The organism is Hoeflea sp. Naph1 (assembly GCF_046837775.1).
Lineage (GTDB): Bacteria > Pseudomonadota > Alphaproteobacteria > Rhizobiales > Rhizobiaceae > Hoeflea.
In genome coordinates this window covers 2,221,792-2,246,689 of the sequence record NZ_CP177286.1, presented here as the reverse complement: position 1 = coordinate 2,246,689, position 24,898 = coordinate 2,221,792, and the positions used below count along the sequence as shown (strand labels likewise).

Here is a 24,898-nt window from a genome sequence, read left to right as displayed (position 1 = left end):
GATATGCGACAGGGTTAAAGATCCCGTTAACCCCGCAGTGCCATGCTTGGTGAAAGATAGGAAGGCCTGTTGTGGACAGTGGCATGACTTCAATCCCCGACGAAATAGCCGATGGTCGCAATCGTCGCGACCACGCTGCACCGGGAAACCGTCTGCTTGGCCGCGTCATTGGCTGCTCTGGTTCCAAGGCCACAGTCAGCGCCATTGCCGGTACCGATGGCAACGGGCTGGCTGAACTCTGGTCCGTCGGCCGGCTGATTTCGATCAGCGTCGGCAAGAACCGGGTGGTTGCCCTGGTCTGCTCAATGAAGACCAATATGGCTGCCTGGTCCGAAATCGAAGACAACATCATGCATATCGAGGTGGAACTGGTCGGCGAGATCCGAACCAGTATCGAAGGCAAGGTGGAATTCAGCGCCGGCATCTCGCAATATCCCTATCTCGGCGCCGTGGTGCACCGGATGCGCTCGTCGGACCTCGCCGTCATCTATGATCCCGGCGTAACCGAAACCGCCGTCATCGGCACCCTGACGCAGGACCCTTCGCTGGACGCGCTTATCCATGTCCCCTCGCTGTTGTCGCGGCACTTTGCCGTTGTGGGCACCACTGGCGTGGGCAAGACCACGGCGGTGGCGCTGCTTCTGCACAAGGCGTTGAAGGCAGACCCCGCGCTCAGGATTCTCATCCTTGACCCGCACAATGAATTTGCTGCTGCGTTTCCGACCGAATCCGTGGTGATCGATACCGACACGCTGGACCTGCCGTTCTGGCTGTTCCGGCTGGAAGAATTTACCGAAGTGCTGTTTCGCGGGCGGCCGGCCATATCTGAGGAAATCGACGTGCTGCGCGACCTCATCCCCGAGGCCAAGCGGATGTTCAAGGGTGGCAATCACGACGGCCCGCTGGTGCGCCGCGCCCAGGAGCGCTCATCGCTGACCGCTGACACGCCGATGCCCTACCGGGTCGCCGATCTTCTGGCGTTGATCGATGAACGGATCGGCAAGCTCGAAGGCCGCAGCGAAAAACCTCATCTCAGATCGCTTAAGGTCCGTGTACAGGCGGCAATCAACGACCCGCGCTACGAGTTCATGTTTTCCTCCAACACCATTCACGACACGATCCTGACTACCATCAGCCATATTTTTAGGATTCCCGGCGACGGCAAACCGGTCACCACTTTCCAGTTGGCCGGCATTCCCTCCGAGGTGGTCAATTCGGTCGCGTCGATCCTGTGCCGCATGGCCTTCGAGATCGCCTTGTGGAGCGCTGGCGGCGTGCGCATTCTGGTGGTCTGCGAAGAGGCTCACCGCTACGTTCCGGCAGATCCGAAACTTGGGTTTTTCCCGACCCGGCAAGCGATTTCACGGATTGCCAAGGAAGGTCGAAAATACGGTGTCAGCCTCGGCGTCATCACTCAACGCCCGGGCGAACTTGACCCGACCATCCTGTCACAATGCTCGACCGTGTTTGCAATGCGGCTGTCGAATGACCGGGACCAGGACATCATCCGTTCGGCGATCCCGGATTCATCCGCCTCGACCATGAGTTTTCTCTCGTCAATCGGCAATGGCGAGGCGATTGCCTTTGGCGAAGCTGTGGCGGTGCCGATGCGCATGGTGTTCGAGCGCGTTCCCGAGCATATCCTGCCAAAGGCCAATTCGGGTTTGCAACCAGTGCGCCACATCGACACCAACAGCGTCGACCTGCGCAGGATCGTCATGCGGATGCGCCATATCGACGATACCGAAAAGCCGGCGGTGGCGTTCGCTGAAGGGATCGCGCAGTCCCCATCGCTCGATCCGACATTGGCGATGCCGGGCGCACAGACCCATGATGGCATCGACGATGCCGCAGCCCCGGGCGCGCCTGCGTATCAACACGGCGAGACCATGCGGCAGCCTCCCGAGCCGCGCGGACAAAGCAATTACGGCGAAGCCCTGCATCCCGCCCCTGAACCGCACGCACAAAACCACCACGGCGAGGCCATCCGTCCAGCCGGCGAATCGCGTGAGCAGAACCCGCAGGCGGGGCCTCGGCACGAATTGCGCTCGATCCGCTCGAGCCTGCTCAAGAAGCCTCTGTCATCGCTTCTCAAGCCCTGATGCTGCGCCAGCCAGCGTAACGGTCGCCGACGCAGCCGCAGCCGCAGCCGCAGCCGCGATAAATATCGGCGGCGGCTCAAGCCCTCCAGGCCATTTGCAAATTGAATAAAGTCAGCGGCTTTCGCCAAGAGCGCCCTGCCCTGCGGACAGAATTTCTGCAAACACGGGTCTTCCCTGAAAATCTCATTCAGCCCCAACAAGGCCTTGCTCACCGAGTCAGGCGGCGCAGACCCGATTGCGGCCCAGACGTTTTGCCTCATAGAGCTTCTTGTCGGTGCGTCGGTAGAGCTCCTCGCCGCTTTCGGCTCCGTTCCAAATCGCCAGGCCGGCGCTGGTGGTCACCTTCAAGGTGACACTGCCGCTCTTGATGTTGAGCTGCGAAATAGCGTGGCGGATACGGTCTGCGAGATGGTAGAGCTGCTGCTCATTGATGTTGGGCGACAGGATCGCAAATTCCTCGCCCCCCAAACGGGCCAGAACATCGTGATAACGGGTGAAAACACGCAGGCACTCGGCAACCTGCCGCAGCACCTCGTCACCCACATCATGGCCATGGGTGTCGTTGATCTTCTTGAAATGATCGAGATCGAGGATAACCATGCCAATCGGCTTGCCGATGCGCCGGAAGGCATCGAGATACTCGCTTAACGCATCGTCAAAATAGCGCCGGTTGTACATGCCCGTCAGCCCATCGGTGACAGCGGCATGCTCGAGCGATTGCGAGCGCACGGACAGCGATTCAGTCATTTTCTGAAGCTTGCCGCGCTCGCGAAGCCCGGACGACATGATCGGAAAGATCAACGTTACGCCGCAGACGACCGAAAGACCGGCCAGGACTGCACTCATGAAGGCAAAATGGGCCGCGGTTTCAACCCCACCGACAACAACGCCATTTGTGGCAGCCGAAAACGCCGCCCATGCGAACGCGCCCCCGAAACCAACGAGGCCGATCAGCAAGAAAAAGAAAATTTCCGCCTTGTGAAAACGCATGGCCTCGACGAATATCCCAACCTCAATCGCCGCAGAGTAGGCACAACCCGTTAGCTTTGCTTTAACACGAAGCCTCAATTAGAAGTATTCTTATAATTATTTCTTCTACTCAGGGTAGATCTTTTCCCAGCCGGAATCGAACTGATTTCGGAACCAGGTCATTTGTCGTTTGGCGTATTGCCGGGTAGCAGCACTGGAAAGCTCGATTACCTTTTCCAGAGACATCTCGCCCCTTAGATAAGCCGCGAGGTGATTGACGCCGATGGCTTTCATGGCCGGATGCTGTGGGGGAATATCCAGCAATATCAATTGCCTGACTTCATCAACAGCGCCCTCATCGAGCATTTTTTCAAACCGCGCGTTGATCCGTGCATGCAACAGGCCGCGGTCGGGTTCGAGCACCAGGCGTCGGGCGGTTGCGGGATCGACCACCATGGCACTGCCGCGCCCCTGAAACTCGGCGATCGAGCGGCCAGTGGCCAGAACCACTTCGAGCGCACGGAGAATGCGCTGGCGATCGGCAGGGCGCAGCCGCACCGCCATCTCCGGGTCAAGGCGCGCCAGTTCCCGATGCAGCACTTTTATGCCCTCGGACTCCAACCGGGCGCGCAAGCTGTCGCGAATGTCCGTCGGGATCGGCGGCATATCCGACAATCCGCCGGTGAGCGCACGGAAATAGAGCCCGGTCCCGCCAACCACGACAGGGATCGCACCGCGTGCCCTTATATCGGCGATGGCTTGGCTGGCCTCGCTGAGCCAGATCCCGGTGGAATAGGCGGTCTGTGGCGTTACATGGCCATAAAGGTGATGGGGGACCTGCGCCAGATCCGCAGGCCCGGGGCGCGCTGTCAATTTCTCCAGCACACCATAGACCTGCATCGAATCAGCGTTGACGATCTCGCCACCAAGCTCGCGCGCCAACTCGATCGCCAGCGCGGACTTGCCGCTCGCGGTTGGCCCGGCTATCAGAAGCGCCGTGATATCCTGTCGCCGGAGTTTTTCAATCATGGCCCTCGTTGCCACGCTTATCGCCAATCCGTCAAATCCGGCCCTGTCGGTCGCCGTGGGCGAAACCGCCTGCCGTGCTGTGGATGGCGCGGGGCTCTACTGGCTTGCCGATGGTGTGGCCTGCGACATCGCGCTGAAAGACGGTGCCGATCCGGCCGCCGCACTTTCCAGTTTACGGACAGTGATCGGCAACCTGCCGGTCGACGCGGCGGTGCAGGAAGCCGAGACGCGGCGCAAGAAGATCCTGATCGCCGATATGGATTCGACCATGATCGGTCAGGAATGCATCGACGAACTGGCCGCTGAAGTCGGGCTCAAGGAAAAGGTCGCAGGCATCACTGCGCGGGCGATGAATGGTGAAATTGCCTTCGAGCCGGCACTGCGCGAGCGCGTGGCGCTGCTGGCCGGTCTGCCGGTCAGCGTCATCGCGCAGGTGATCGCAAGCCGCATCACGCTGACGCCGGGCGGAACGGCACTGGTTGCCACCATGCGCGCCCATGGCGGCTACTGCGCGCTGGTCTCGGGCGGGTTTACCGCTTTCACAGCGGTGGTCGCCGGCAAGATCGGGTTTGACGAAAACCGCGCCAACATCCTTGAAGAAGCGGATGGCGAGCTCAGCGGCACCGTGCGCGAACCTATTCTGGGCAAGCAGGCCAAGGTCGATGCGCTTGAGGAGATCGCCGCACGTCTGGGGCTTGATCCGTCCGATGCCATTGCCGTGGGCGACGGCGCCAATGATCTGGGCATGCTCGGACGCGCCGGCACCGGCGTGGCGCTGCACGCCAAGCCTTCCGTTGCCGCACAGGCCGGAATCCGCATCAATCATGGTGACCTGACTGCGCTGCTCTATCTGCAGGGCTACCGGCTGACTGATTTTGTGCCGGCATGAAGATCGGCCGGACAATTCTGACCGAGCGGCAACGCATCCGGGGCTGGGAAGACACCGACACCGATCGTGCATTCTTTCATCGGGTCAACAGCGACGACCAGATACAGCGCTATTTCCCATGGCGCTGGAGCCGCGCCGAAGCGGACGAGAATTTCGATCAGATGCAGGCCCGTACGGCTGAAAACGGATTTGGCTGGGCAGTCGCTGAAGATCTGGAAACCGGCGTACCGATCGGCTTTGTCGGTCTGGGCCGGATGCGCCATACGCAAACTACCGGACCCGGAGTCGAAATCGGCTGGCGCTACGTCCCCGAAGCCTGGGGCAAAGGTCTGGCCACAGAAGCCGCGCGGGCACTGCTGGTCCACGGCTTCGAGGATTTGGGGCTGGAGCGTATCGTCGCCTATGCGGTTGCCAGCAATCGGCCTTCGCTTGCGGTGATGGCGCGCATCGGCATGCGTGAACGGCCGGATCTGAGCTTTGACCACCCGATGGTTCCCGACGACATGCCGCATCTCAAGCGCCATGCATTGTGGGAGAAACTCGCCTCAGCGCCGCGCAACTGAGGCGGCTGACTGGGGCAAATGCTGAAATAAAAAAAGGCGGCCCGTAAGCCGCCCTTCATTATTGGTTTGGCAGAACGACGGTCAGTCCATGCGCACGGTCACGAAACGCAGTTCACCGGTCTTGCCCGACAGCATCAACAGCGCGTTACGGCGCCCGTCCTGCTTCAAGGCGGCGATGCGGCTTTCGACATCAGCCGGCGTCAAGACTTCTTCCTGGGCGATCTCGACGATGACATCGCCGGCTTCGATGCGCTTGTCGGCAGCAGCTGAATCCGGGTCCACTGCGACAATCAGCACACCCTCGACTTCATCGGAAATGCCAAATTCGCGGCGGCTATCCGCGGTCAGCTCAGCCAGCGACATGCCCAGCACCGCCACCGTTTTCGGCGTCTGCGCGAGATCCGAGCCGGGCTCGTCGACATCATCGGCGCTGGCGAGTTGATCGCTGTCCTCAAGCCGGCCAAGCGTCACCTTGACAGTCTGCTCCTCGCCCTTGCGGATGACGGTCACATCGACCGCCTTGCCGACCGGACTTTCGGCGACAACGCGCGGCAGGTCGCGCATGGTGTCTACATCCTTGCCGTCAAAGCGGATGATCACGTCGCCGGGCTCGATTGATCCGTCATCGACCGGCCCGCCGCGAATGACGCCGGCCACCAGCGCACCCATGGCCTTGTCCATGCCGAGGCTTTCGGCAATTTCATCGGTTACAGGCTGAATTCGCACGCCGAGCCATCCGCGCCGGGTCTCACCAAACTCCTTGAGCTGGTTGATGACATTGACGGCGAGTTCGGTGGGTACGGCAAAGCCGATGCCGATCGAGCCGCCTGACGGCGAGATGATAGCCGTGTTGATGCCGATGACTTCGCCGTTCATGTTGAAGAGCGGTCCGCCGGAGTTGCCGCGGTTGATGGCGGCATCGGTCTGAATGAAGTTGTCATAGGGCCCGGAATTGATATCGCGGCCGCGCGCGGAAATGATGCCGACCGTCACCGTGCCGCCAAGGCCGAATGGATTGCCGATCGCCATCACCCAGTCGCCGATACGCATTTCATCGGAATCACCAAACGGCACTTCGGTCAACGGCTTGACTGGTTCAACCTTGAGCACGGCAAGATCGGTCTTCGGATCGGCGCCAACCAATTCAGCCTTGAGCTTGGAGCCATCGGCGAAAATCACCTCGATATCGTCGGCACCGTCAATCACATGATTGTTGGTGACGATCACGCCCTCCTTGGCGTCGATGACAAAACCCGATCCGAGCGACGAGACCTTGCGGTTGCGCAGGCCTTCGCCATCGCGGTCCTTGAAGAACTCGTCAAAAAAATCCTGAAACGGCGAGCCATCCGGGACCTGCATGCGCGGCGGCGCCACAGCACCACCGACACTTTGCGAGGTCGAGATATTGACCACCGCATCAAGCAGGCCTTCGGCAAGATCGGCCACCGAGGCCGGGCCCTGCTGGGTTTCCGCGCGGGTCTGAGTGATTGCCGGGGACGCCATCAACATGGCCGCGGCAAATGCCACTCCAACGGGACGAAAGCGGAATTTCCTCATCTGGCAGTCTCCTTACGCAGCGATACATCAATACGATTGAGCTTAGAAATAGGGCGTTATTCCGGCGAAACCAATCACTCCGTCGGCATTTAAATGCAAACGATCAGAGATGTCGGGCCAGATAGACGAGGCCGACCCCGATCGCCAGCGCCACGACGCCGAAGGTTCGCAAATATTCATCGCCGAGCTTGGGCAATTCCGCGGCCATGCGCCGGATAAACGAAGGGGCCAGCGCATAGGCCAGCCCCTCCACGACAAGTACCAGTCCAACTGCCAGAAAGAACGTGCTCACCGGCGGTCAATCCTGTTTCAGTTGGCGGCAGCGGCGGGAGCCGCATTTGCCGGAGCAGCAGGCGCAGGCGCATTTGCACCCTTGGCACTGCCGAAGTAGCGGAAGAACTCCGAAGTCGGCGACAGCACCATGGTGGTGCCCGAATCCGACAACGCTTCAGCATAGGCATTCATCGAGCGGTAGAACTCGAAGAATTCCGGATCGCGCTGAAACGCCTCGGCGAAGATGCGGTTACGTTCACCATCACCCTCACCTCGGATGATCTCGGAATCACGCGTGGCCTCGGAGACGATTTCGACGACCTGACGGTCGGCGATGGCGCGAATACGCTGCGCCGCCTCGTTACCACGTGCGCGGATCAGTTCGGCTTCGGCAAGACGCTCGGCCTTCATCCGTTCGAAGGTCTGCTGCGAGACTTCCTGGGTCAGGTCGGTACGACGGATGCGAACATCGTCGATCCGCAGCCCCAGCGCTTCGGCTTCAGGACGAAGCTGGTCGCGGACTTCCCGCATCATCGAGGTGCGTTCTTCCGACAATGCCGCCTCGAAACCACGCAGACCGTAAACGGTACGCAAGGCCGAGTTCAGGCGGGTACGCAGCCGGGATTCGGCCGAAGCCAGATCGCCGGAAACAGTCTGCCGGAACAGTCGCGCATTGGTGATCTTGTAGAGCACGAATGCGTCGACTTCGTAGAACTTGCCGCCCGAAACCTGAACACGCATGTTTTCGAGATCGAAGCGCAACGCACGATCCTCAATATACTGCACGGTATCAGCATCGACAAAGCCGAAGGGCAGCTTGAAATACAGCCCCGGTTCGGTCTTGACGTCCTGGATCTCACCAAAGCGCGTGACGATTGCCTGCTGGCGTTCGTTGACCACGAAAATCGACGACCAGACGATGAAGGCGATGACGGCCAGAAGGCCGAGAATAAGGGGAAGACGATTGCCCATTAGTTGGTGCCTCCGGCATTTTTCTTGATTTCAGGCAGGGGCAGATAAGGCACCACGCCAGAACCGCTACCATCCTGGCCGATGATCACCTTGTCGGATCCGCCGAGGACCTTTTCCAGGGTCTCGAGATAGAGCCGCGAACGGGTCACTTCAGGCGCCTTGGCGTATTCTTCATAGACCGAGAGGAAACGACCGGCTTCACCGGACGCCTCATTGACGACACGGTCCTTGTAAGCCGACGCTTCTTCGCGCTTCTGAGCGGCCTGACCACGCGCCTGACCAAGTTTCTGGTTGGCGTACTGATTGCCTTCCTCGACAAACCGGTCTTCGTCCTGCTCGGCACGCTGCACCTCGTCAAAGGCGTCAGCAACCTCGCGCGGCGGTGCCGCGTCTTCGATCGAGACCTGATTGATGGCGATGCCTGCCGGGAAGCTGTCCATCACGTTTTGCATGATGGTCTGAACTTCAACCGCGATGGCTTCACGATTATCACGGAAAATGTCCTGTGCCGGCCTACGGCCAACCACCTCACGCATGGCGCTTTCAGCAACCTGACGCAATGTGTCTTCCGGACGAGCGACGTTGAACAGGAACGCCTTCGGATCGGAGACCCCGTAAAGCACCTTGAACTCGACATCGACAATGTTCTGGTCACCCGACAGCATCAGACCGTCGCTGGAACCGGTACGCGAACTGCCGCCGGTGCTCATTTCGCGCTCGACGATACTGGTCAATTCTACCGTCTCAAACGGCCAGAACACCATGTGCAGACCTGGCTGCGAGATTTCGTCCTTGGGCACGCCAAAGCGCAGCTCGACGCCGCGTTCGTCCTGCTGGACCGTGTAGACCGACTGCATCAGCCAAAGCCCGACCAGACCGAGAACCACGAGAACGCCGATCAGCTTGCCGCTGCCCGAGCCGCCACCGCCGCCGGGCAAAGCCTGACGCAGCTTGTCCTGGCCGCGCCGGATCAATTCCTCAAGATCGGGCGGGTTGCCGCCGCCGCGCGGCGGTTGCGGACCCTTGCCCCAAGGACCCTGATTGTTGCCGCCACCGCCGCCGCCCCATGGACCGCCGCCTCCTCCGTTTTGATTACTCCAGGGCATCAAGACCTCTTTTCAAACTGTGTTATGCCGCTCACCGCCGAAAACCAATGGTTCGCGCACGCTGCCCTCGTTATAGGTATGGCGGCGGGCGCTTTCAACGCGACATCGCGTTTCCGATGCCAATTTGGCCCGATTAGGGTCGATTTATGCTGCGCGGCGACGCCACAGCGCAAAACGCACGGAATGACTGTCGTTTTCGCCCCGCACCGGATCGGACAGACTGACCCTTTCCCATACGAGCGAATCGATTGCAGGAAACAAAGTGTCGCCTTCGATGACGGCATCGACTTCGGTGACATGAAGCTGGTCGGCAAGCGCCATCGCCTGGGCGTAGATTTGACCGCCACCGATGATCGACACCTTGTCCGCACCCGATTGTCGGGCCAGTTCACCGGCGCGGATGATCGCTGCCTCCAGATCGGGAGCAGCTTCCACGCCATCGGCGGTAAATCCGGAGCGGGAGACGACGATGTTGGCACGGCCCGGCAAAGGTCGGCCGATCGATTGATATGTCTTGCGCCCCATGATCACTGGCGCACCGAGCGTTGCCGCCTTGAAGTGCTTGAGATCGGACGGCAGCCGCCAGGGCATGTCGCCATCACGACCGATCACCCCGTTTTGGGCACGGGCGACAACCAGCGCGATGCTGATATCCGGATTACCGCTGGGCATCTGGTGGCTCACACTGCGATCGGCGCGGAAATTGCCGGATCGGGGGTGTAATTCTCAAGCGTGAAATCCTCGTAGCTGAAACCGAACAGATCGTTGATATCGGGATTGAGCCGCATCGTCGGCAATGGCTTCGGGGTGCGCGACAATTGCAGCCGGGCCTGGTCGAAATGGTTGTTGTACAGATGCGTATCGCCCAGCGTGTGGACGAAATCGCCGGGCTTGAGCCCGGTGACCTGGGCCACCATCATGGTGAGCAATGCATAGGAGGCGATGTTGAACGGCACGCCGAGAAAGATGTCGGCGGAGCGCTGATAGAGCTGGCAGGACAACTTGCCATCGGCGACATAGAACTGGAACAGGCAATGGCACGGCGGCAGCGCCATGTCATCGACCTCGGCGGGGTTCCAGGCCGAGACGATGTGCCTGCGCGAGGCAGGGTTGTTCCGGATCTGGCTGACGACACCAGCGATCTGGTCGATGGTCTTGCCGCCTGGCGCCGGCCAGGAACGCCATTGCGCGCCATAGACCGGGCCGAGATCGCCGTTTTCATCGGCCCATTCATCCCAGATCGAGACGCCATTGGCCTTGAGATAGGCAATGTTGGTTTCGCCTTTGAGAAACCACAGCAACTCGTGGATGATCGAGCGCAGATGCAGCTTCTTGGTGGTCAGTGCCGGAAACCCCTCCGCCAGGTCAAACCGCATCTGATGACCGAACAGGCTGCGCGTGCCGGTGCCGGTGCGGTCGTCCCTGTCGGTGCCCTGTTCAAGCACCAGGCGAAGTAGATCGTGATATTGCCGCATGACCGCCGCTTTGTGATTCGAGATGGCCAGACCTTAGCGGAGTTGGCGCGCCATCGAAACGCTGCCCGCAGGTTATCCCCGCCCTGCCCGACTATTGCCTGTCGACAACTTCCACCGACAGGATGGTCGGCAGATGCTGGGCGATCTCCTGCCAGGTATCGCCCTCATTGATGCTGGCAAACAGCGAACCGCTGTTGGTGCCGAAATAGACCCCGGCCGGATCGCGGCTGTCGCCTGCCATGGCCTGACGCAGAACCGTGAAATAGCAACTTTGCTGCGGCAGGCCTTCGCGCATATCCTGCCAGGTCTTGCCGCCATCGCGGGAGCGCCAGACCGCGGCGGCAGCATCGGGTGGATAGCGGCCCTGGTTGTCGCCGTTAAGCGGCAACGTCCAGATCGTATCCGGGTCGCGCGGATGCACCCTGATCGGAAAGCCGAATGTCGAAGGCAGCCCTTCGGTAATGTCATCCCAGTTGCGGCCGCCATCGACCGAGCGCCAGACCCCGTGATGGTTTTGTTGGTAGAGCAGATCGGAAGAACCAGGCGCGCGCATCATGTTGTGCACGCAATGGCCGATTTCACCGTCGCGCGGGCCGGCCGGATGATCGTGACCGGCGCAGGCTTCGGCATTCGACACCCGGTTGCGGCGTTCCCAGGAAGCACCGCCGTCTTCAGTGGCAAACACGCCGGCCGCCGAAATGCCGACCCAGAGCTTTTGCGGATTTTTTGGATCGGAGACGATGGTATGCAGCACCAGCCCGGCGGCACCGGGGTTCCAGTCGGCTGCCGAGGGATGATCGGTCAGCCCCTGCACCTTCTCCCAGCTCGCGCCGCCGTCGCCGCTTTTCAGCAAACCCGCGGGCTTGGTGCCGGCATAAAGCGTTCCGTGGGTGAGGCCGAGTGACCAGACCTGTGAAAAATCACCAGCAAACGGCAAGGCTTCGGGGGTCCAGCTGACCATGGAAGCGAAATCTGGATCGTTGGCGGCCCAGTCATCGAGCGTGCCCTTGGTCAGCCGGGTGACCGTCCAGTTCTCGCCACCATCGGTCGAGCGCCAGACACCGGCGCCGTGCCACTCGCCACCGCCGGCGGCCCAGAGCGTGCCGCTGGCCGGATCGCCGATCATGTGGTTGATCGGCCAGCCATCGCAGAAGGGGCCCTTGACTGTCCACCCGGTGCGGTCGGCGTCCGATAAAATCATAAAGGCACCTTTGGTGGTGCCGATCAGGATCGTGAAGTTATCTGCAGGCATCGCATTCGCCTCCGACAATCTGAACCCAAAATACCACCGATGAAAAAGTCTGCCTAGAGGCCGGCGCAAGGTGCCCGGGCAATCGTTGACACCCGAAGAATCCGGGCAACAAAAAGCCCCGCCCCGGCGTGGTTGCCGGAACGGGGCCTGAAGATGAACCCGTGGCTTAAAGCGCGTCGAGCTTGCCCAGATGCTTGGCAACCAGATAATAGAAGGTGACGCGAGCCTTGGAACGGTCGGCCTTCATGGTTTCGCAAACGGCGGCAACGGCATCTTCGGCGGCAGCGCCGGTAACGCCAAGCTTCTTGCCACACCATTTTTCGACAACGCGGGCCAGTTCCGACGGATCGGAACAAGAAACCAGCGAGGCATCGCGGCTGCGCAAGGCGATGCCAAGATGCTTGACAATCTTGCCGATGGTTTCATCGGATGCACCGGCATCATACTTCTTCACATCGGCTGTATAGTCAGTCATGAATAATCCCCTTTGTTGGAAAAGCCCGCGCTGGACGCCTTTTCCCGTGGCAATGCAATAACGCCATGTTTGGCAATCGAACTGTCACTGTCAATAGCCGCTTGAAGGGATTACCCCTTTTCAAGCGGCTTCGCGCTCCCTATATTGGGGATGCTGTGCAAGCAGCTATGACAATAAACGAGCGTTGAAATAAACCATTCGGACCCGGGGGCGGTACCCGGCGCCTCCACCATGATCCGGCCCAGATGCCGACAGGCCACGCGGCCGGATGATGATGGGGGCGAAACAGGATCGACGAGGGTGTAAAGAGCGACTTTTTGTTCGGTATTGTACCACCGTTATCGGGCTAAACTTGTAGTTGCAAATGACAACTATGCGGAAGCTCGTCTCGCTGCTTAATTGCGGTGTGACACTTCAAATTAAGTCCTAGAGGGTCGCACTTCTGGGCGGGGTTCGGAGGTACCTGGCAACAGAAACCTCCACTTATTTCTCTTCCCTTGATACTGCCGGATTTGTTCGGCTTTCCGCAGGGGCCAGTTTGCGCTTATAAAGAGGCATGCTGACTCGGCAATGTTGTAACCATCGTACGAGTTGATCTTAAGCGATACGTAGCCCGAACGGGCAAGGTGACAGGAAAGAACGCGCTGATGCCGCAAGACCACATTCGATACGACATACTTGCCCAGGACGCGCTACGCGGCGTGATCCGCAAGGTCCTGTCCGAAGTTGCGGCAACCGGCTATTTGCCCGGTGACCATCATTTTTTCATCACCTTCCTGACCGAAGCCCCGGGCGTGCGGATTTCGACCGCGCTCAAGGAGCGCTACCCGGAACAGATGACCATCGTGGTCCAGCATCAGTTCTGGGAAATGAAAGTGACGGAATCGCTGTTCGAGATCGGCCTCTCCTTCTCCGACAAGCCGGAAAAACTGATCATTCCGTTTGCCGCCGTGCGCGGATTCTACGATCCGTCAGTCAATTTCGAGCTGGAGTTCGACACCGTGCTCGAAAACGCGGCCAATGACGGTGGCGACAACGAAGGTGACGAACGCGCCGAACTGGCGGGCACGATCGAGCGACTGGTCGAGCCCGAAAGCGCCGACGCATCCAAGACCAAGGAAGCCTCTACCAACGAGGCCGGCACGGAACCTGACGGCGACGGGGACAAAAAGCCGGGCGCCGATGTGGTTTCGCTCGATTCCTTCCGCAAGAAAAGCTGACAGGCTGGTGCCATGAGCGGCGATATCGTCAATCTGCGCACCGCCCGCAAACGCCGCGACCGGGCCGACAAGGAAGCCGCTGCCGAGCGCAACCGCTTCGAGCACGGACGCAGCAAGGCCGAGCGCGAACTGGCCAAAGCCCGCAATGACAAGGCCACGCGCGATCACCAGGCTTCGCACCGCGATCCCGGCAAGCCTGAAAGCTGACTGATGAGCGATGGGCGGATCCGCAAGCAGTCGGTCAACATTCGCGGCCACCGCACCAGCATCACACTTGAAGACGCCTTCATGGATGCGCTCAGAAAGATGGCCGCGCAGCGCGATCTTTCGGTGGCGGCGCTGATTGCTGAAATCGATGGCAACCAGTCAACACCGGGCAACTTGTCATCGGCAATCCGCGTGGCGGTACTCGAATGGGCGCTCGACGGCGGCGCCAGCCAAACTTCTCGCAACGACCAATCCGACGACATTTAGCCAACAAATCCTACCCATCGGGGGCTATCAGGCTGCGAATCGGATCGTTGACGCCGGGAAGACCCTCGAACTGAAGTTGGGGAAGACCCTGCGCGGGTGGTTCATTGTCCACCGCTGCAGGCGGATCGGCAACCGGATCAGGCAAAGGGCGGCGTTCGACTGTCGGCGCCTGTCGGGCTTTTTCGCGGGCCGCCTCCTCCGCGGCGCGCTGCGCCTCGGTCTTGGCTCCCGCCGCAGCTTCTGCTTCCCGCGCCTTTCGGGCATTTTCCTCAGCAAGCCGCGCGGCCTGTTCCGCCGCTTCACGCTCGGCCTGTGCGGCGGCTTCACGCTCGGCCTGTTCCGCCGCTTCACGCCTGGCCTGCTCGTCTGCTTTCGCCTGTTGCTCGGCACGAAGCTGTTCGGCGGCCCTGGCCGCTGCTTCGGCCTCGGCTGCCTGGCGGGCCTGTTCCTCGGCCAATCGCGCGGCTTCTTCTTCTGCCTGGCGGTTGATTTCCTCGATCGCCCGTTGAGCGGCCTGCGCAACCTCGGCGCGGGCTTGGCGCTGCGCGGCGCGTTCCTTGAGCAATGCCACCTCACGGCGCAATCGCTGTTTTTCGACCACACCTGCTTGCAACAATTCGACCTTGCGCCGTTCACGTTCGAAAGCCCGCATAGACAGGTAATTGGTCATCTGAGCAGCATCGATCGACAGCGCCGGATCGACCAGCAGCCCGGCAATTGCGAACACCACGGACGGATCGCCACCGGGGATTGCCTCGACGCCGGGATCGAAACTCAGTCGCCAATCGGATTCGAGTTTGAGCCCGAGCAGATCGACCCGGGCATCGCCCGTCAGCCTCGCCCGCTCGCCGTCGATCTCCGCGGTTGAAAAGCGCATCACTCCGCCGGTCAGCGTGAACGGCAGAGCCAGGCTCTCGGCGCGCATTTCACCACCGGTCATGAAGCCGGCAACCATGTCGCCGACCGTATCGGTCTCGATCTTGAAGTCTTCCCTGTCGGCAGCGCCGAGGATACGGGCAAAGGCCCCTGGGTCCAGGTCATTGATCAAGAGATCGCCAACTGCCAGTTCACCCCCACCGGCAAGCGAAGCCACCAGGTCGCGCATCGACTTGCCGGTCCCCTCGATGCTTGCGCTGATGTCCAGTTCGCCAGTCAGCACACCAGATCCATGGATGGCGCGCTCGACCGCGGCAAGATCGACCGCAGTTGAGGAAACCCTGCCCGACAGGAACACCGAGCCATCGGCATTGGTCAGCGAGAGATCGCCGCCGAGACGACCGCCGAACCAGTCGGCCTCGGCGCCTGCCAAAGCGATCACGCCCGAACCGGTTGTCAGCTTGGATGTGAAGTTGCGGGCATTGCCGGCACGCCCGAGTTCGATGCGGTCGGCTGTCAGCGCGATCTGCATTTCCGGCTGTCCGAGCGCCGGCGGCAGGAATGGCTCGGCGCTCCAGATGGCACCGTCGGAGCCCGTCAATGAAGGCCCGAGCGCGAGCGTCGACAACCAGTCCAGATCTGCGCGCTCGACATGAAGCGTGCCGGTACCGGTTATCGGGTCAACGCTCCGGTCAAAGCTGAGCTCGCCTGAAAATTCGTTGCCGGCGGCTGCACCCTCAATTTCAGACAGCAGGGTCTGCTCACCATTTATCGCCAGACTGGCCGTCAGCGATGCAGGCAGCCCGGCTCCGGTCTGCGGCAGCGACACCCCGAACATGACGGCAAAGGGTTCAATGTCACCGGACTCAACACCCAGACTGAACAGGCCGGTGAGCGGCCCGGCGGCAGGCATGGTGCCATTGCCGTCAAGCGACAACACTGTCGAACCCGACGAGAATGTTGCGTCGATGGCGAGATCACCACTGTCAGCGCCGCCAGTAACATTGAGCTTGAGCGCTGCGGGGCCTTCGCCCTCATAGGGCAGTACCGCAAAGCCCACCTGCTCGAGAACCCGGTAGGCTTCGGGATTGTCGATATCGATGGTAACCGTGCGCGGACCGTCGCCGCGCGGCCTCAGGCCGGTGCCACTTGCGCGCAGGCTGAAGCCACTGCCGCCGGCTTGCCCTTCCAGCGCCAGTTCAGGCCCGGACTCCGGCGTCAGGTTCAAATTCAAGTCAGCCGACAGCCCATCAAAGGCAAAGCTGTTGGCCGCCAGACGGCGCACCAGCGCGTGGCCGCCGCTGAGGCGGTCGGCAAGATCGAACAAACCGGCGGTACTTTCCGCGCTCATATGCCCGTCAACCGTACCGCTCGGCGCCTCGAGCGGGCCGGTGAGTGCTGCAGTAAACGCTCCAGACGCACCGGCGAGATCGGCAAATGCCAGATTTTCGACGGTGAGGCGCTGGTCGCGCCAGAGAAACGAGGTATCGACACCGCCAAGCTGATAGTCGTCCACGGTCAGGATATCCGCCTTGATGCGGGCGGCGACATTGTAATCGGTCAGCGGACCGACCGCGCCACCATCGGCATCGACGAGCAGCGCAAGCGCGCGGACGGCATCGACATCAAAGGTGTCGCCGGCCAACTCGATTGACAGCGAGGGTGCGCCCTCAGCCGGCAAATGTCGCTCCATCCGCCCCTTGAGAATGGCCGGTCCGATGGCTATCTCCAGCGCCTCGAAACGCTGCAATTGTGCCGACAGGCTGACATTGGCGGAAAAGCCGGCAGCGTTCAGCCGCCGGATCACCGGGTCGACATCGCCGACAAGCCAGTTGGCAAGACCCGAGGGCTGGGTCGAGGCCACGGTGAGCGTGCCGTCAAAGCTTGCCGATGCGCCGGACATGAGCCGCCCACGCGCCTCTACCGTGGTGCGGCCGGGAAGATTGGCAGAGAACTTGTCGATCAACCAGGCATTGCCATCGGGACGGGCGTTGAGCCGTATTTCCCGCAAGGTGGTGTCGCCGGCGACGATGGCCGGCAGGATGAGCGATATCCGTCCGGGCAGCGGCGGCGGCGGCAGCCGGTCAATCAGGGTGTTGAGCAGGGCCAGCCGCGGTTCCAGCGGCACCGGCGCAGAGTTTTCACCGGCGTCTGCCTGCTCTTCGCCGAGCCGGTCCATATCAATCTGCTGGCCATCGGCGATCAACAGAAAATCGGGGTCCGGGCCGGTGTCGATCGTGGCCTGGCCGGTGACCACATAAGGATCATCGGACAGGCCGATCTCCGCGCGCCATTCTTCGATCGCGAGCCGCTCGTTGGTGGCAGCAAAATCGCCCTTGGCAACAATCAATGGCCGCGCCGGATTGGCGCCCTCGCCTGTTTCACTCGACAGTGCGGTGAAGGTGAACAACCCGTCATAGAGCGGCTTGTTGTCTTTGATCCGCGCCTCACCCTCGGCTTCCAGCAGCACCGGCCATTCATCCGGCGCGAGTTTCATGCGCATGCGGATCGATCCGTCGGCGAGCACAGATCCGGTACTGATCGACACCCCACCGCGGTGGCCCTCGATCTCGCCCTCGGCCTCGATCGACCACGGCCCGGACAGCGAACCGGCCGATACCTGCGCATTGATGCCGCGTAGACGGTGGGTGCGGCCATTCTGCTCATCGACGACTGTTATGTCGGCATTCTTTATCGAGACATTCTCCAAAACCACCAGATCGCCGGGCGTCGTCGGCTTGCGCTTGAGCGCCCAGTCCAGGGTGCCGTCTTCAAGAATCCGCACCACCGCTTTCGGCGCCTCGATGCGCATGTCGAAAATCAGCACTTCGCCGCTCAGGAAGGGGGCCAGTTCGGCATCCATCGAAAACTTCGCGATGGTCATCGCCGGCTGCGCATCATCGCCCACGGTCACATCGGAAAAGGTGACCGAGGGAAACGGCAGCAGCCGCGCGTCGGCATCACCACGCACCTTGACCGGTTGACCAACGATACGGCTGGCTTCCGCCTCGAACGCCGTGCGGTAGCTGGTCCAGTCGATAAAATGCGGAGCGATCAGCGCCGCAAACAGCGCCAACACCAACAAGCCACCGATGGTGACGAATATCCGGACCAGCTTTCAATCCTCCCTGGCGGTTGCTTCAACCGCAGTTGCCTGCGCCAGTCTTGGCGCTGTCAGTTTTCGTCCCCGTCAATCTTCGAAAGCGAACACCTTGCCCGGGTTCATGATGTTGAACGGATCGAGCGCGTGCTTGATCTGCCGCATGACGGAGACACCCTCGCCCATTTCCTGCGTCAGATAGGAACGCTTGCCCTGACCGATGCCATGCTCGCCGGTACACGTGCCATCCATCGCCAGCGCCCGGGTGTTGAGCCGTTCGACAAACGCCTCGGCAGCGTCGACTTCAGCGGCAATCTCGGGATCGAGTAACACCAGAACATGGAAATTGCCATCGCCAGCGTGACCAACGATCGGGGCGATCAACCCGGCGGACGCAATGTCGGCCTGGGTTTGACTGACACATTCGGCCAGCCGGGAAATCGGCACGCAGACATCGGTGGAAATACCCTTGGCGCCAGGCCGCAATTGCAGCGCCGCCCAATAGGCATTGTGGCGCGCTTTCCACAGTTCGGTGCGGCGTTCCGCATTGGTGGTCCACAAGAACTCGCCGCCACCGCATTCGGCGGCGATCTCGGCAAACATCGCCGCCTGTTCAGCGACGCCTGCGTCGGTGCCGTGAAATTCCAGAAACAACGCCGGGGTTTCGGGATTGGAGAGTTTCGAATAGGCGTTGCAAGCCTTCATCTGCAGTGCGTCGAGCAGTTCGATGCGCGCGACCGGGACCCCAATCTGGATGGTCATGATCACCGCGTTGCAAGCTGCCTCGACGCTCGGAAACGGACAGACACCGCCGGAAATTGCCTGCGGGATTCCCTGCAGCCTGAGCGTGACCGAAGTAATGACGCCCAGCGTACCCTCTGATCCGACAAACAGGCGGGTGAGATCGTATCCGGCCGAGGATTTGCGGGCGCGGCGGGCAGTACGGATTTCCGCGCCACTGGCGGTCACTGCCGTAACGGCGATGACATTGTCGCGCATGGTGCCGTAGCGCACCGCATTGGTGCCCGACGCGCGGGTCGCGGTCATGCCGCCGATGGTCGCGTTGGCGCCCGGATCAATCGGAAAGAACAGGCCGGTGTCGCGCAGGTCGGAATTGAGCTGCTCGCGGGTAACGCCCGGCTCGACAGTACAATCGAGATCCTCGGCGTTGATTTCCAGCACCTTGTTCATCCGTCCCATGTCAATCGAGATGCCGCCATGCGGCGCATTGACGTGGCCTTCGAGCGAGGTTCCGACTCCAAAGGGTATGACCGGCACCTGATGATCAGCGCAGGCTCGCACGATCATCGCGACGTCTTCAGTCGATTCGGGAAACACCACCGCATCGGGCAACTGGCCGGGAATGTAGGTCGTGGTATGGGCGTGCTGGGCGCGCAGCGTCTCGCCGGTTTGCAACTGATCGCCAAGCCGCTGGCGCAGCACCCCGATAACAGTGGCAATGCCGGTCTCGTTGCGATGACCGACCTCCACATCTTTCAATCCCATGGTTTTACTCCTCGTACCGGCGATGATCCCGGTCAGGCTGCAATTGTTGCCGTATCGGCCTGATCAGGTAATGTGCAAACTGTGGCGTGCTTGTCCAGTGCGAGCGACGCCGCAGGCGTCGGTTAATGAAGGAAAGTGCATGCTAATTGATTCTCCGGTGGTTGCACCCGCACGCGGACTCGATCCAGCCTGGCTCGATTACAATGGCCATCTGAACATGGCCTACTACAATGTGCTGTTTGATCAAGCAGTTGATCATGCATTCGAACTGATCGGTTGCGGCCCCGAGTATCGCACCAGCCGCAACCTGAGCTTCTTCGTCGCCGAGACCCATGTGAGCTATCTGCGCGAACTCAAGCCGGACGCGATCGTCACCGCGAACGTTCAATTGCTCGATTTCGATGCCAAGCGGGTGCATCTGTTCCAGGAGATCCGCCACACTGAAGGCTGGCTGTCGGCAACCTGTGAAGCGCTGTTGCTGCATGTCGACCTGAACGGTCCGCACAGCACACCGATGCCCGACGATGTGCAGGCAAGGGTAGCGGAAATGGCCAGGGCCCATGCCAGTTTGCCACGACCCGAGCGGGCCGGACGCGCAATCTCGATTCCTCGCTCTAGCTGTCCCGGAGCCAATCCTGAGGCGAGCCGACGGGCCGGTCCACGAGACCGGCTGCCCCATGTTTCCTGATATCCTGCGAACCATGCCGGGGCGCATTCGCCAGTGGGTGATGCCCAATATCCGTGCTTTCATCGAAAACCGGCAACCGGTAATCTGGCTGCTGTCGCTGCTGATCGGACTTTCTGTCGCCTGCGCGGCGATCCTTTTCCGCAGGCTGATCGGCATCGTCCAGCTCTACTGGCTCGGCGACACCAGCGAACAGGTGCTGACGGTGGCCAGCCGCACACCCTGGTACATGATCATTGCCGGCCCGACGCTGGGCGGTATCGTCGTCGGCATTCTGATCACAAAATTCATCCCCTCGCGGCGTACCAGTGCGGTGGCTGACGTGATCGAGGCGCGGGCGCTGTCGGGGCGACGATTGAGCCTGCGCGAAGGGCTGGTGAGTGCGCTGACCACAGCGGTTTCGCTGGGCGCGGGCGGCAGCGCCGGCCGCGAAGGCCCGGTGATCCATCTCGGTGCAACACTGGCTAGCGCCGTGGGCGACCGGCTGCATCTGCCAGACTACGCCCGGCGGACATTGCTGGCAGCCGGCGTCGCCTCGGCAATTTCGGCAAGCTTCAATGCCCCGATCGCCGGCGTCCTGTTTGCCCATGAAGTGATCCTGGGCCATTACGCACCGCGTTCATTCGTGCCGGTGGTGATTTCGTCTGCGGCAGGCGCAATTGTCTCTCGGCTGTGGTTTGGCGATTCCGCGGCGTTCATTGTGCCCTCCTACCAGATCACCTCCTATTGGGAGTTTCCTGCGTTTGCGCTCCTGGGCGTGGTTTGCGCGATGGTGGCGGTAGCGTTCCAGTTTGCGTTGTTTTCCGCCGAATATCTGGCGCGACTATCGCCGGTTCCAGTATGGGCATTGCCAATTTGCGGCGGCGTGATTGTCGGGCTGATGGGCGTGGCTTTCCCGCATGTTCTGGGCGTGGGCTATGAGACCACCGACCTGGCATTGTGGGGGCAATTGCCGCTGATGCTGATGCTGATGCTGATCGTCATGAAAACCCTGGCCACGGCGGTCACACTGGCGGCACGGTTTGGCGGCGGGGTGTTTTCGCCATCGCTCTATCTCGGGGCAATGACAGGCGGCGCCTTCGGCATCATCGCCGCCAGCCTGTTTCCCGACCTCGCCTCAAGCCAGGCGCTGTATTCGATCCTCGGCATGGGTGCCGTGGCCGGCGCGGTGCTGGGCGCACCGATCTCGACGACTGTGATCGTGTTCGAGCTGACCGGCGGCTACGCGTTGTCGATAGCGCTGTTGCTGACGGTGGCCATTGCCCACGGCGTCAATCTGGCACTGCACGGCCATTCCTATTTCCAGTGGCAGCTGGAGATGCGCGGGCTGTTCGTGCAGGACGGGCCACACCGCGCGGTGTTGCGAAATGTAAGGGTGATGGATTTCATGACCCTGCCGGAAAAGGATGCAGAACCCGAAATCCTTGACCGCGAGCGCCATCCGACGACGCTCAAACCCGCCGACACGCTGGAAACGGCATTGCGATTGTTTGACTCCAGCGGCCACACCCGGCTGCCGGTGGTCGCCGAAGGCAAGAACCAGACGATCATCGCCTGGGCCGAGCAGGTCACCGCGATCAGCCATTTCAACCGCCGCCTGATCGCCGCCAGCGAGGAAGAACACCGCTAGGGAGGAGAACCCGGCGAATGAGGAAGGATGCAATGACAGCCTTTGCCGTTGCCGTTGCCGAAATGGGATAGGCCGCCCCGCCCCCAACTCTATTCCGGCTGCATGAGACGGCGCGCAATTCAACAAAATCAGCGCCTTCGGTGCCGGCTTCAACCAACATTTCCGGATGCTGCAACGAAATTAGCCCCCTCGCCCGTCGAAGGCCTTTGCTAAATTCTTGCGCACCGCGTTCGGGGTATTTGCAGCCGGTTGTTGATGCCGCAACTTACGTCCCAAGGCCACAATTTCACCTTGCAACAAAATCTGTTTGTTGTAGCTTCAAGCTGTAGTGCGTGATCGTAACGGAGCATACTTCCAGTTGAACACATCCAGTTTGAGACAGGCATCTGTCGTGGGCGGTTTGAGCTTGAGCTCAAACTTGATTTGCCATGCGGCCCTACAGGCGGAGATGCAGCCCTGGATCGAGATGGAGTGTTTTCAGCTCAGTCAGGGCAAGCGCTTGGGGCAGTTGGACAGTATCGATCTGGGAAATCAGCGGATCGTTCGGGAAACTCAGGAAGCCACAGTTCACAAAGTCGGCGCCACCCCCGCCAATCTATGCACCTTGTCGTATTGCAGCCTTGATCCGGCTTGCCGGTTTTCGGAACATGATGCGGGCAACGCCGGCACGATTTTCTTCATGTCCGAGCAGACGGAATTCGACATCTACGTGCCGGCGGGAGCCCAGACCACCTACATCAGTCTTGACCAAGACGAATTCCTCAGCGCAGCGCGGGTGCTGAACCCGGCAGAATGGGAAAACGCCCCGTCAGGTGTGACAATGCTCTATTCAAGGCAAAAAGCCCTGTTTCAGGACGCCGTCGAGATGTGGTTCAAAGTGGCTGCAATGCCAGGCAACGCCATGCATGCAGACGTCATGCGCCGTCTTCTTTTCCAGACGATGCTGCAAATCGCAACAACGACCACACAAGACAACGCCAGCAATCTGCCCGCGGCTGCGCGCCTTCGTGCGCTTCGGATTTGCCGGGACGCACGCACCTTTGCAGAAAATCTTTTGGAGACCGAAGACCTACCGACAATCGTTGAACTTTGCGCGGCGGTCGGCGTTTCTGAACGTACGCTTCAATATGCCTTCCGTACCTATGCCGGAATGTCTCCGCTGGTCTATCTCCGCAAACTGCGGCTCAATCGCGTCCGGACAGCACTCATGCAGGCGTCTCCCAGCGAGATGACGGTAACGGCGGCTGCGATGCGCTACGGCTTCCTGCACCTGAGCCGATTTGCTCAGGACTACAAGCGCGTCTTTGACGAAACACCATCAGTGACACTCGCCTCCTGAGCGGCGCCCGACACGATTACGCGAATTCCGGCGACGGCTTTGCAGTTTGCGGAAATGGGATAGCCGGGCCCAAAACCTCACGATAGTCTCGCCTCACATCCCATCGGCCTGGATTGATCGCTTGCGAAATTCCGGCCCTGAGACAGAAACTGCTCGCCGCGGTGAAGGCGAGGCGACATCGGATATTTGAGACAATGACCCATCTGACCGCGCGTACATATCACCCGAAATTTGCCTGCCTTGCGCTGACCGGCCTGGTCAGTGCGATGCTCGTGCTGACGCCCGTAGCTGCCAAAGCGCTGGATCTCGACAGCTATCTGGACACCGTCCGCAAGGACAATGGTTTGCCCGCGCTTGCAGCGGCAGTGATCGAGGACGGAAAAGTCGTAGCAGCTGCGGCAGTCGGCACCCGCGTATTGGGCAAGGACTTTCCTGTCACCATTGATGACCGGTTCCATATCGGCTCGAACACAAAATCGATGACCGCAACCCTGGCCGGAATGATGGTCGAAGAGGGCAAACTGCGGTGGGACTCGCGCATCGGCGAAGTTCTCGGTGACGACGTGAAAGGAATGAGCGCCAGCCTCGCCAATGCCACGCTCGAGCAGCTTCTGTCCCACTCAAGCGGCATTCCCACCGACGATGAGGAGATGATCGACCTCTATTTCAACACCGATGCCTTTGAATACAACCTTAGCGACCTGCGCCTTCATCTGCTTGATCAGTGGAAGGAAAATGAAATTTCGGTGCCCGACGGTTCGCCGTTCCAGTATTCCAATCTCGGCTACATCATTGCCGGGATGATGATCGAGAAAGTCACCGGCACCCCGTGGGAACAGCTGATGCGCGAACGCATCTTCACACCCCTGGAGATGCAAACGGCCGGATTTGGAGCCCAGGCAACTTACGGATTGATCGATGCGCCAGTTGGGCACCGTATTGAGCCGGATGGGTCTGCGACGCCGATGCTCTGGGGCCCCGCAGCAGATATGCCGCCGGTGCTGGCGCCAGCTGGCAACGTCCATATGTCAATTATCGACTATGCAAAATGGGCAGACTGGAATGCAGGAAAAGGCGCACGTGGACCGGCACTCGTTTCTGCCGAGACGCTGCATCATATCCAGTCCGCCAAGGTCCACACGCCGGTCCGTGACAACCCGCCGCCGGGAACACCAAGCACCGGCGATTACGGGCTTGGCTGGGGTTTCGTGACCTTCGATTGGGCTGACGGGCCGATCATGACCCACAACGGATCAAATTCACTGAACCTCGCCAAGATTGCCATCGACCCGGAACGCGATCTCGCCATCGTCGTGACGACAAATTTCGCCGGCGGCAAAGCCGATATGGCGGCGGGCGAGGTCATGCAACATCTTTATGAAACCTACACCAAGTAACAACAGACC

At 60.8% G+C, this 24,898-nt stretch carries 22 protein-coding genes and 1 other RNA gene; 11 read left to right on the top strand and 12 right to left on the bottom strand.

Annotation, left to right across the window (positions count from 1 at the left end; genetic code table 11):
- Nucleotides 1-83 precede the first annotated feature (83 nt).
- Nucleotides 84-2,102 carry an ATP-binding protein gene (locus ACK6D9_RS10615; protein WP_412051638.1) on the top strand — a complete coding sequence of 673 codons (2,019 nt, stop codon included), beginning with the start codon at nt 84-86 and terminating at the stop codon, nt 2,100-2,102.
- 216 nt (nt 2,103-2,318) lie between these two features.
- Here ACK6D9_RS10615 and ACK6D9_RS10610 read toward each other — a convergent pair whose 3' ends face one another.
- Together ACK6D9_RS10610 and miaA are read right to left on the bottom strand one after the other, a co-directional pair.
- Nucleotides 2,319-3,092 carry a GGDEF domain-containing protein gene (locus tag ACK6D9_RS10610; RefSeq protein ID WP_412051637.1) on the bottom strand — a complete coding sequence of 258 codons (774 nt, stop codon included), beginning with the start codon at nt 3,090-3,092 and terminating at the stop codon, nt 2,319-2,321.
- A 105-nt stretch (nt 3,093-3,197) separates the two neighbouring features.
- Entirely contained in the window at nt 3,198-4,100 is a 903-nt protein-coding gene (gene miaA, locus ACK6D9_RS10605) for a tRNA (adenosine(37)-N6)-dimethylallyltransferase MiaA (RefSeq protein ID WP_412051636.1), read from the bottom strand.
- Between miaA and serB the strand changes: the two genes are divergently transcribed.
- Both serB and ACK6D9_RS10595 read left to right on the top strand, forming a co-directional pair.
- Nucleotides 4,099-4,989: a phosphoserine phosphatase SerB gene (serB, locus tag ACK6D9_RS10600; RefSeq protein WP_412051635.1), complete on the top strand. Its 891-nt coding sequence runs from the start codon at nt 4,099-4,101 to the stop codon at nt 4,987-4,989. The two genes, miaA and serB, sit on opposite strands and share 2 nt — an antisense overlap.
- Nucleotides 4,986-5,552, top strand: coding sequence for a GNAT family N-acetyltransferase (locus tag ACK6D9_RS10595; RefSeq protein WP_412051634.1), 567 nt, complete (start codon nt 4,986-4,988; stop codon nt 5,550-5,552). Before serB ends, ACK6D9_RS10595 begins: the two co-directional genes overlap by 4 nt.
- Nucleotides 5,553-5,633: 81 nt before the next feature.
- Here ACK6D9_RS10595 and ACK6D9_RS10590 read toward each other — a convergent pair whose 3' ends face one another.
- The 8 genes from ACK6D9_RS10590 to ACK6D9_RS10555 form a co-directional block, all read right to left on the bottom strand.
- A complete protein-coding gene (locus ACK6D9_RS10590; protein WP_412051633.1) occupies nt 5,634-7,109 on the bottom strand; it encodes a DegQ family serine endoprotease in 1,476 nt (491 codons plus the stop codon).
- Between the two features lie 103 nt (nt 7,110-7,212).
- A complete protein-coding gene (locus ACK6D9_RS10585) occupies nt 7,213-7,401 on the bottom strand; it encodes a DUF2065 domain-containing protein (RefSeq protein ID WP_322988843.1) in 189 nt (62 codons plus the stop codon).
- Between the two features lie 17 nt (nt 7,402-7,418).
- Complete coding sequence (gene hflC, locus ACK6D9_RS10580) at nt 7,419-8,354, bottom strand: protease modulator HflC (protein WP_412051632.1); 936 nt, start codon at nt 8,352-8,354, stop codon at nt 7,419-7,421.
- Nucleotides 8,354-9,460, bottom strand: a complete 1,107-nt coding sequence (hflK, locus tag ACK6D9_RS10575; RefSeq protein WP_322988841.1) for an FtsH protease activity modulator HflK — start codon at nt 9,458-9,460, stop codon at nt 8,354-8,356. The genes hflC and hflK overlap by 1 nt, the downstream gene beginning before the upstream one ends.
- A gap of 144 nt (nt 9,461-9,604) precedes the next feature.
- On the bottom strand, nt 9,605-10,132 hold the full coding sequence (locus tag ACK6D9_RS10570) for a dihydrofolate reductase (protein ID WP_322988840.1): 528 nt from the start codon (nt 10,130-10,132) through the stop codon (nt 9,605-9,607).
- An 8-nt stretch (nt 10,133-10,140) separates the two neighbouring features.
- Complete coding sequence (locus tag ACK6D9_RS10565) at nt 10,141-10,935, bottom strand: thymidylate synthase (RefSeq protein WP_322988839.1); 795 nt, start codon at nt 10,933-10,935, stop codon at nt 10,141-10,143.
- A 91-nt stretch (nt 10,936-11,026) separates the two neighbouring features.
- Entirely contained in the window at nt 11,027-12,187 is a 1,161-nt protein-coding gene (locus ACK6D9_RS10560) for an exo-alpha-sialidase (protein WP_412051631.1), read from the bottom strand.
- A gap of 166 nt (nt 12,188-12,353) precedes the next feature.
- On the bottom strand, nt 12,354-12,662 hold the full coding sequence (locus tag ACK6D9_RS10555) for a DUF2853 family protein (RefSeq protein WP_322988837.1): 309 nt from the start codon (nt 12,660-12,662) through the stop codon (nt 12,354-12,356).
- A gap of 113 nt (nt 12,663-12,775) precedes the next feature.
- Between ACK6D9_RS10555 and ssrA the strand changes: the two genes are divergently transcribed.
- The 4 genes from ssrA to ACK6D9_RS10535 all read left to right on the top strand — a co-directional run bounded on the left by ssrA (nt 12,776) and on the right by ACK6D9_RS10535 (nt 14,356).
- Nucleotides 12,776-13,146, top strand: a transfer-messenger RNA (tmRNA) gene (ssrA, locus tag ACK6D9_RS10550).
- Between the two features lie 163 nt (nt 13,147-13,309).
- Entirely contained in the window at nt 13,310-13,882 is a 573-nt protein-coding gene (locus tag ACK6D9_RS10545; protein WP_322988836.1) for an SspB family protein, read from the top strand.
- A gap of 12 nt (nt 13,883-13,894) precedes the next feature.
- Complete coding sequence (locus tag ACK6D9_RS10540) at nt 13,895-14,089, top strand: DUF4169 family protein (RefSeq protein ID WP_412051630.1); 195 nt, start codon at nt 13,895-13,897, stop codon at nt 14,087-14,089.
- A 3-nt stretch (nt 14,090-14,092) separates the two neighbouring features.
- Nucleotides 14,093-14,356, top strand: a complete 264-nt coding sequence (locus ACK6D9_RS10535) for a ribbon-helix-helix domain-containing protein (RefSeq protein WP_412051629.1) — start codon at nt 14,093-14,095, stop codon at nt 14,354-14,356.
- A gap of 10 nt (nt 14,357-14,366) precedes the next feature.
- On the opposite strand, the gene ACK6D9_RS10530 is transcribed toward ACK6D9_RS10535, so the two are convergent.
- Both ACK6D9_RS10530 and ACK6D9_RS10525 read right to left on the bottom strand, forming a co-directional pair.
- The gene (locus tag ACK6D9_RS10530; RefSeq protein WP_412051785.1) at nt 14,367-18,326 is read right to left on the bottom strand and encodes an AsmA family protein; all 3,960 of its coding nucleotides are present in this window, start codon (nt 18,324-18,326) and stop codon (nt 14,367-14,369) included.
- Nucleotides 18,327-18,422: 96 nt separating this feature from the next.
- Nucleotides 18,423-19,838, bottom strand: a complete 1,416-nt coding sequence (locus ACK6D9_RS10525) for an FAD-binding oxidoreductase (RefSeq protein ID WP_412051628.1) — start codon at nt 19,836-19,838, stop codon at nt 18,423-18,425.
- Nucleotides 19,839-19,977: 139 nt separating this feature from the next.
- Here ACK6D9_RS10525 and ACK6D9_RS10520 point away from each other — a divergent pair, with 139 nt between their 5' ends.
- The 4 genes from ACK6D9_RS10520 to ACK6D9_RS10505 all read left to right on the top strand — a co-directional run bounded on the left by ACK6D9_RS10520 (nt 19,978) and on the right by ACK6D9_RS10505 (nt 24,889).
- Nucleotides 19,978-20,526, top strand: coding sequence for a thioesterase family protein (locus tag ACK6D9_RS10520; protein ID WP_412051627.1), 549 nt, complete (start codon nt 19,978-19,980; stop codon nt 20,524-20,526).
- Complete coding sequence (locus tag ACK6D9_RS10515; protein ID WP_412051626.1) at nt 20,516-22,153, top strand: chloride channel protein; 1,638 nt, start codon at nt 20,516-20,518, stop codon at nt 22,151-22,153. The genes ACK6D9_RS10520 and ACK6D9_RS10515 overlap by 11 nt, the downstream gene beginning before the upstream one ends.
- A gap of 328 nt (nt 22,154-22,481) precedes the next feature.
- Nucleotides 22,482-23,492, top strand: a complete 1,011-nt coding sequence (locus ACK6D9_RS10510) for a helix-turn-helix domain-containing protein (protein ID WP_412051625.1) — start codon at nt 22,482-22,484, stop codon at nt 23,490-23,492.
- A gap of 194 nt (nt 23,493-23,686) precedes the next feature.
- Nucleotides 23,687-24,889 carry a serine hydrolase domain-containing protein gene (locus tag ACK6D9_RS10505; RefSeq protein ID WP_412051624.1) on the top strand — a complete coding sequence of 401 codons (1,203 nt, stop codon included), beginning with the start codon at nt 23,687-23,689 and terminating at the stop codon, nt 24,887-24,889.
- Nucleotides 24,890-24,898 lie beyond the last annotated feature (9 nt).

What these genes read in the sequence shown, in the direction of transcription:
- ACK6D9_RS10535 (WP_412051629.1), top strand. Translation starts at nt 14,093, where the DNA reads ATGAGCGATGGGCGGATCCGCAAGCAGTCGGTCAACATTCGCGGCCAC.
- ACK6D9_RS10540 (WP_412051630.1), top strand. Translation starts at nt 13,895, where the DNA reads ATGAGCGGCGATATCGTCAATCTGCGCACCGCCCGCAAACGCCGCGAC.
- ACK6D9_RS10525 (WP_412051628.1), bottom strand. Translation starts at nt 19,838, where the DNA reads ATGGGATTGAAAGATGTGGAGGTCGGTCATCGCAACGAGACCGGCATT.
- ACK6D9_RS10565 (WP_322988839.1), bottom strand. Translation starts at nt 10,935, where the DNA reads ATGCGGCAATATCACGATCTACTTCGCCTGGTGCTTGAACAGGGCACC.
- ACK6D9_RS10555 (WP_322988837.1), bottom strand. Translation starts at nt 12,662, where the DNA reads ATGACTGACTATACAGCCGATGTGAAGAAGTATGATGCCGGTGCATCC.
- ACK6D9_RS10595 (WP_412051634.1), top strand. Translation starts at nt 4,986, where the DNA reads ATGAAGATCGGCCGGACAATTCTGACCGAGCGGCAACGCATCCGGGGC.
- ACK6D9_RS10545 (WP_322988836.1), top strand. Translation starts at nt 13,310, where the DNA reads ATGCCGCAAGACCACATTCGATACGACATACTTGCCCAGGACGCGCTA.
- ACK6D9_RS10570 (WP_322988840.1), bottom strand. Translation starts at nt 10,132, where the DNA reads ATGCCCAGCGGTAATCCGGATATCAGCATCGCGCTGGTTGTCGCCCGT.
- ACK6D9_RS10610 (WP_412051637.1), bottom strand. Translation starts at nt 3,092, where the DNA reads ATGCGTTTTCACAAGGCGGAAATTTTCTTTTTCTTGCTGATCGGCCTC.
- ACK6D9_RS10590 (WP_412051633.1), bottom strand. Translation starts at nt 7,109, where the DNA reads ATGAGGAAATTCCGCTTTCGTCCCGTTGGAGTGGCATTTGCCGCGGCC.
- miaA (WP_412051636.1), bottom strand. Translation starts at nt 4,100, where the DNA reads ATGATTGAAAAACTCCGGCGACAGGATATCACGGCGCTTCTGATAGCC.
- serB (WP_412051635.1), top strand. Translation starts at nt 4,099, where the DNA reads ATGGCCCTCGTTGCCACGCTTATCGCCAATCCGTCAAATCCGGCCCTG.
- hflK (WP_322988841.1), bottom strand. Translation starts at nt 9,460, where the DNA reads ATGCCCTGGAGTAATCAAAACGGAGGAGGCGGCGGTCCATGGGGCGGC.
- hflC (WP_412051632.1), bottom strand. Translation starts at nt 8,354, where the DNA reads ATGGGCAATCGTCTTCCCCTTATTCTCGGCCTTCTGGCCGTCATCGCC.
- ACK6D9_RS10505 (WP_412051624.1), top strand. Translation starts at nt 23,687, where the DNA reads ATGACCCATCTGACCGCGCGTACATATCACCCGAAATTTGCCTGCCTT.
- ACK6D9_RS10520 (WP_412051627.1), top strand. Translation starts at nt 19,978, where the DNA reads ATGCTAATTGATTCTCCGGTGGTTGCACCCGCACGCGGACTCGATCCA.
- ACK6D9_RS10615 (WP_412051638.1), top strand. Translation starts at nt 84, where the DNA reads ATGACTTCAATCCCCGACGAAATAGCCGATGGTCGCAATCGTCGCGAC.
- ACK6D9_RS10515 (WP_412051626.1), top strand. Translation starts at nt 20,516, where the DNA reads ATGTTTCCTGATATCCTGCGAACCATGCCGGGGCGCATTCGCCAGTGG.
- ACK6D9_RS10560 (WP_412051631.1), bottom strand. Translation starts at nt 12,187, where the DNA reads ATGCCTGCAGATAACTTCACGATCCTGATCGGCACCACCAAAGGTGCC.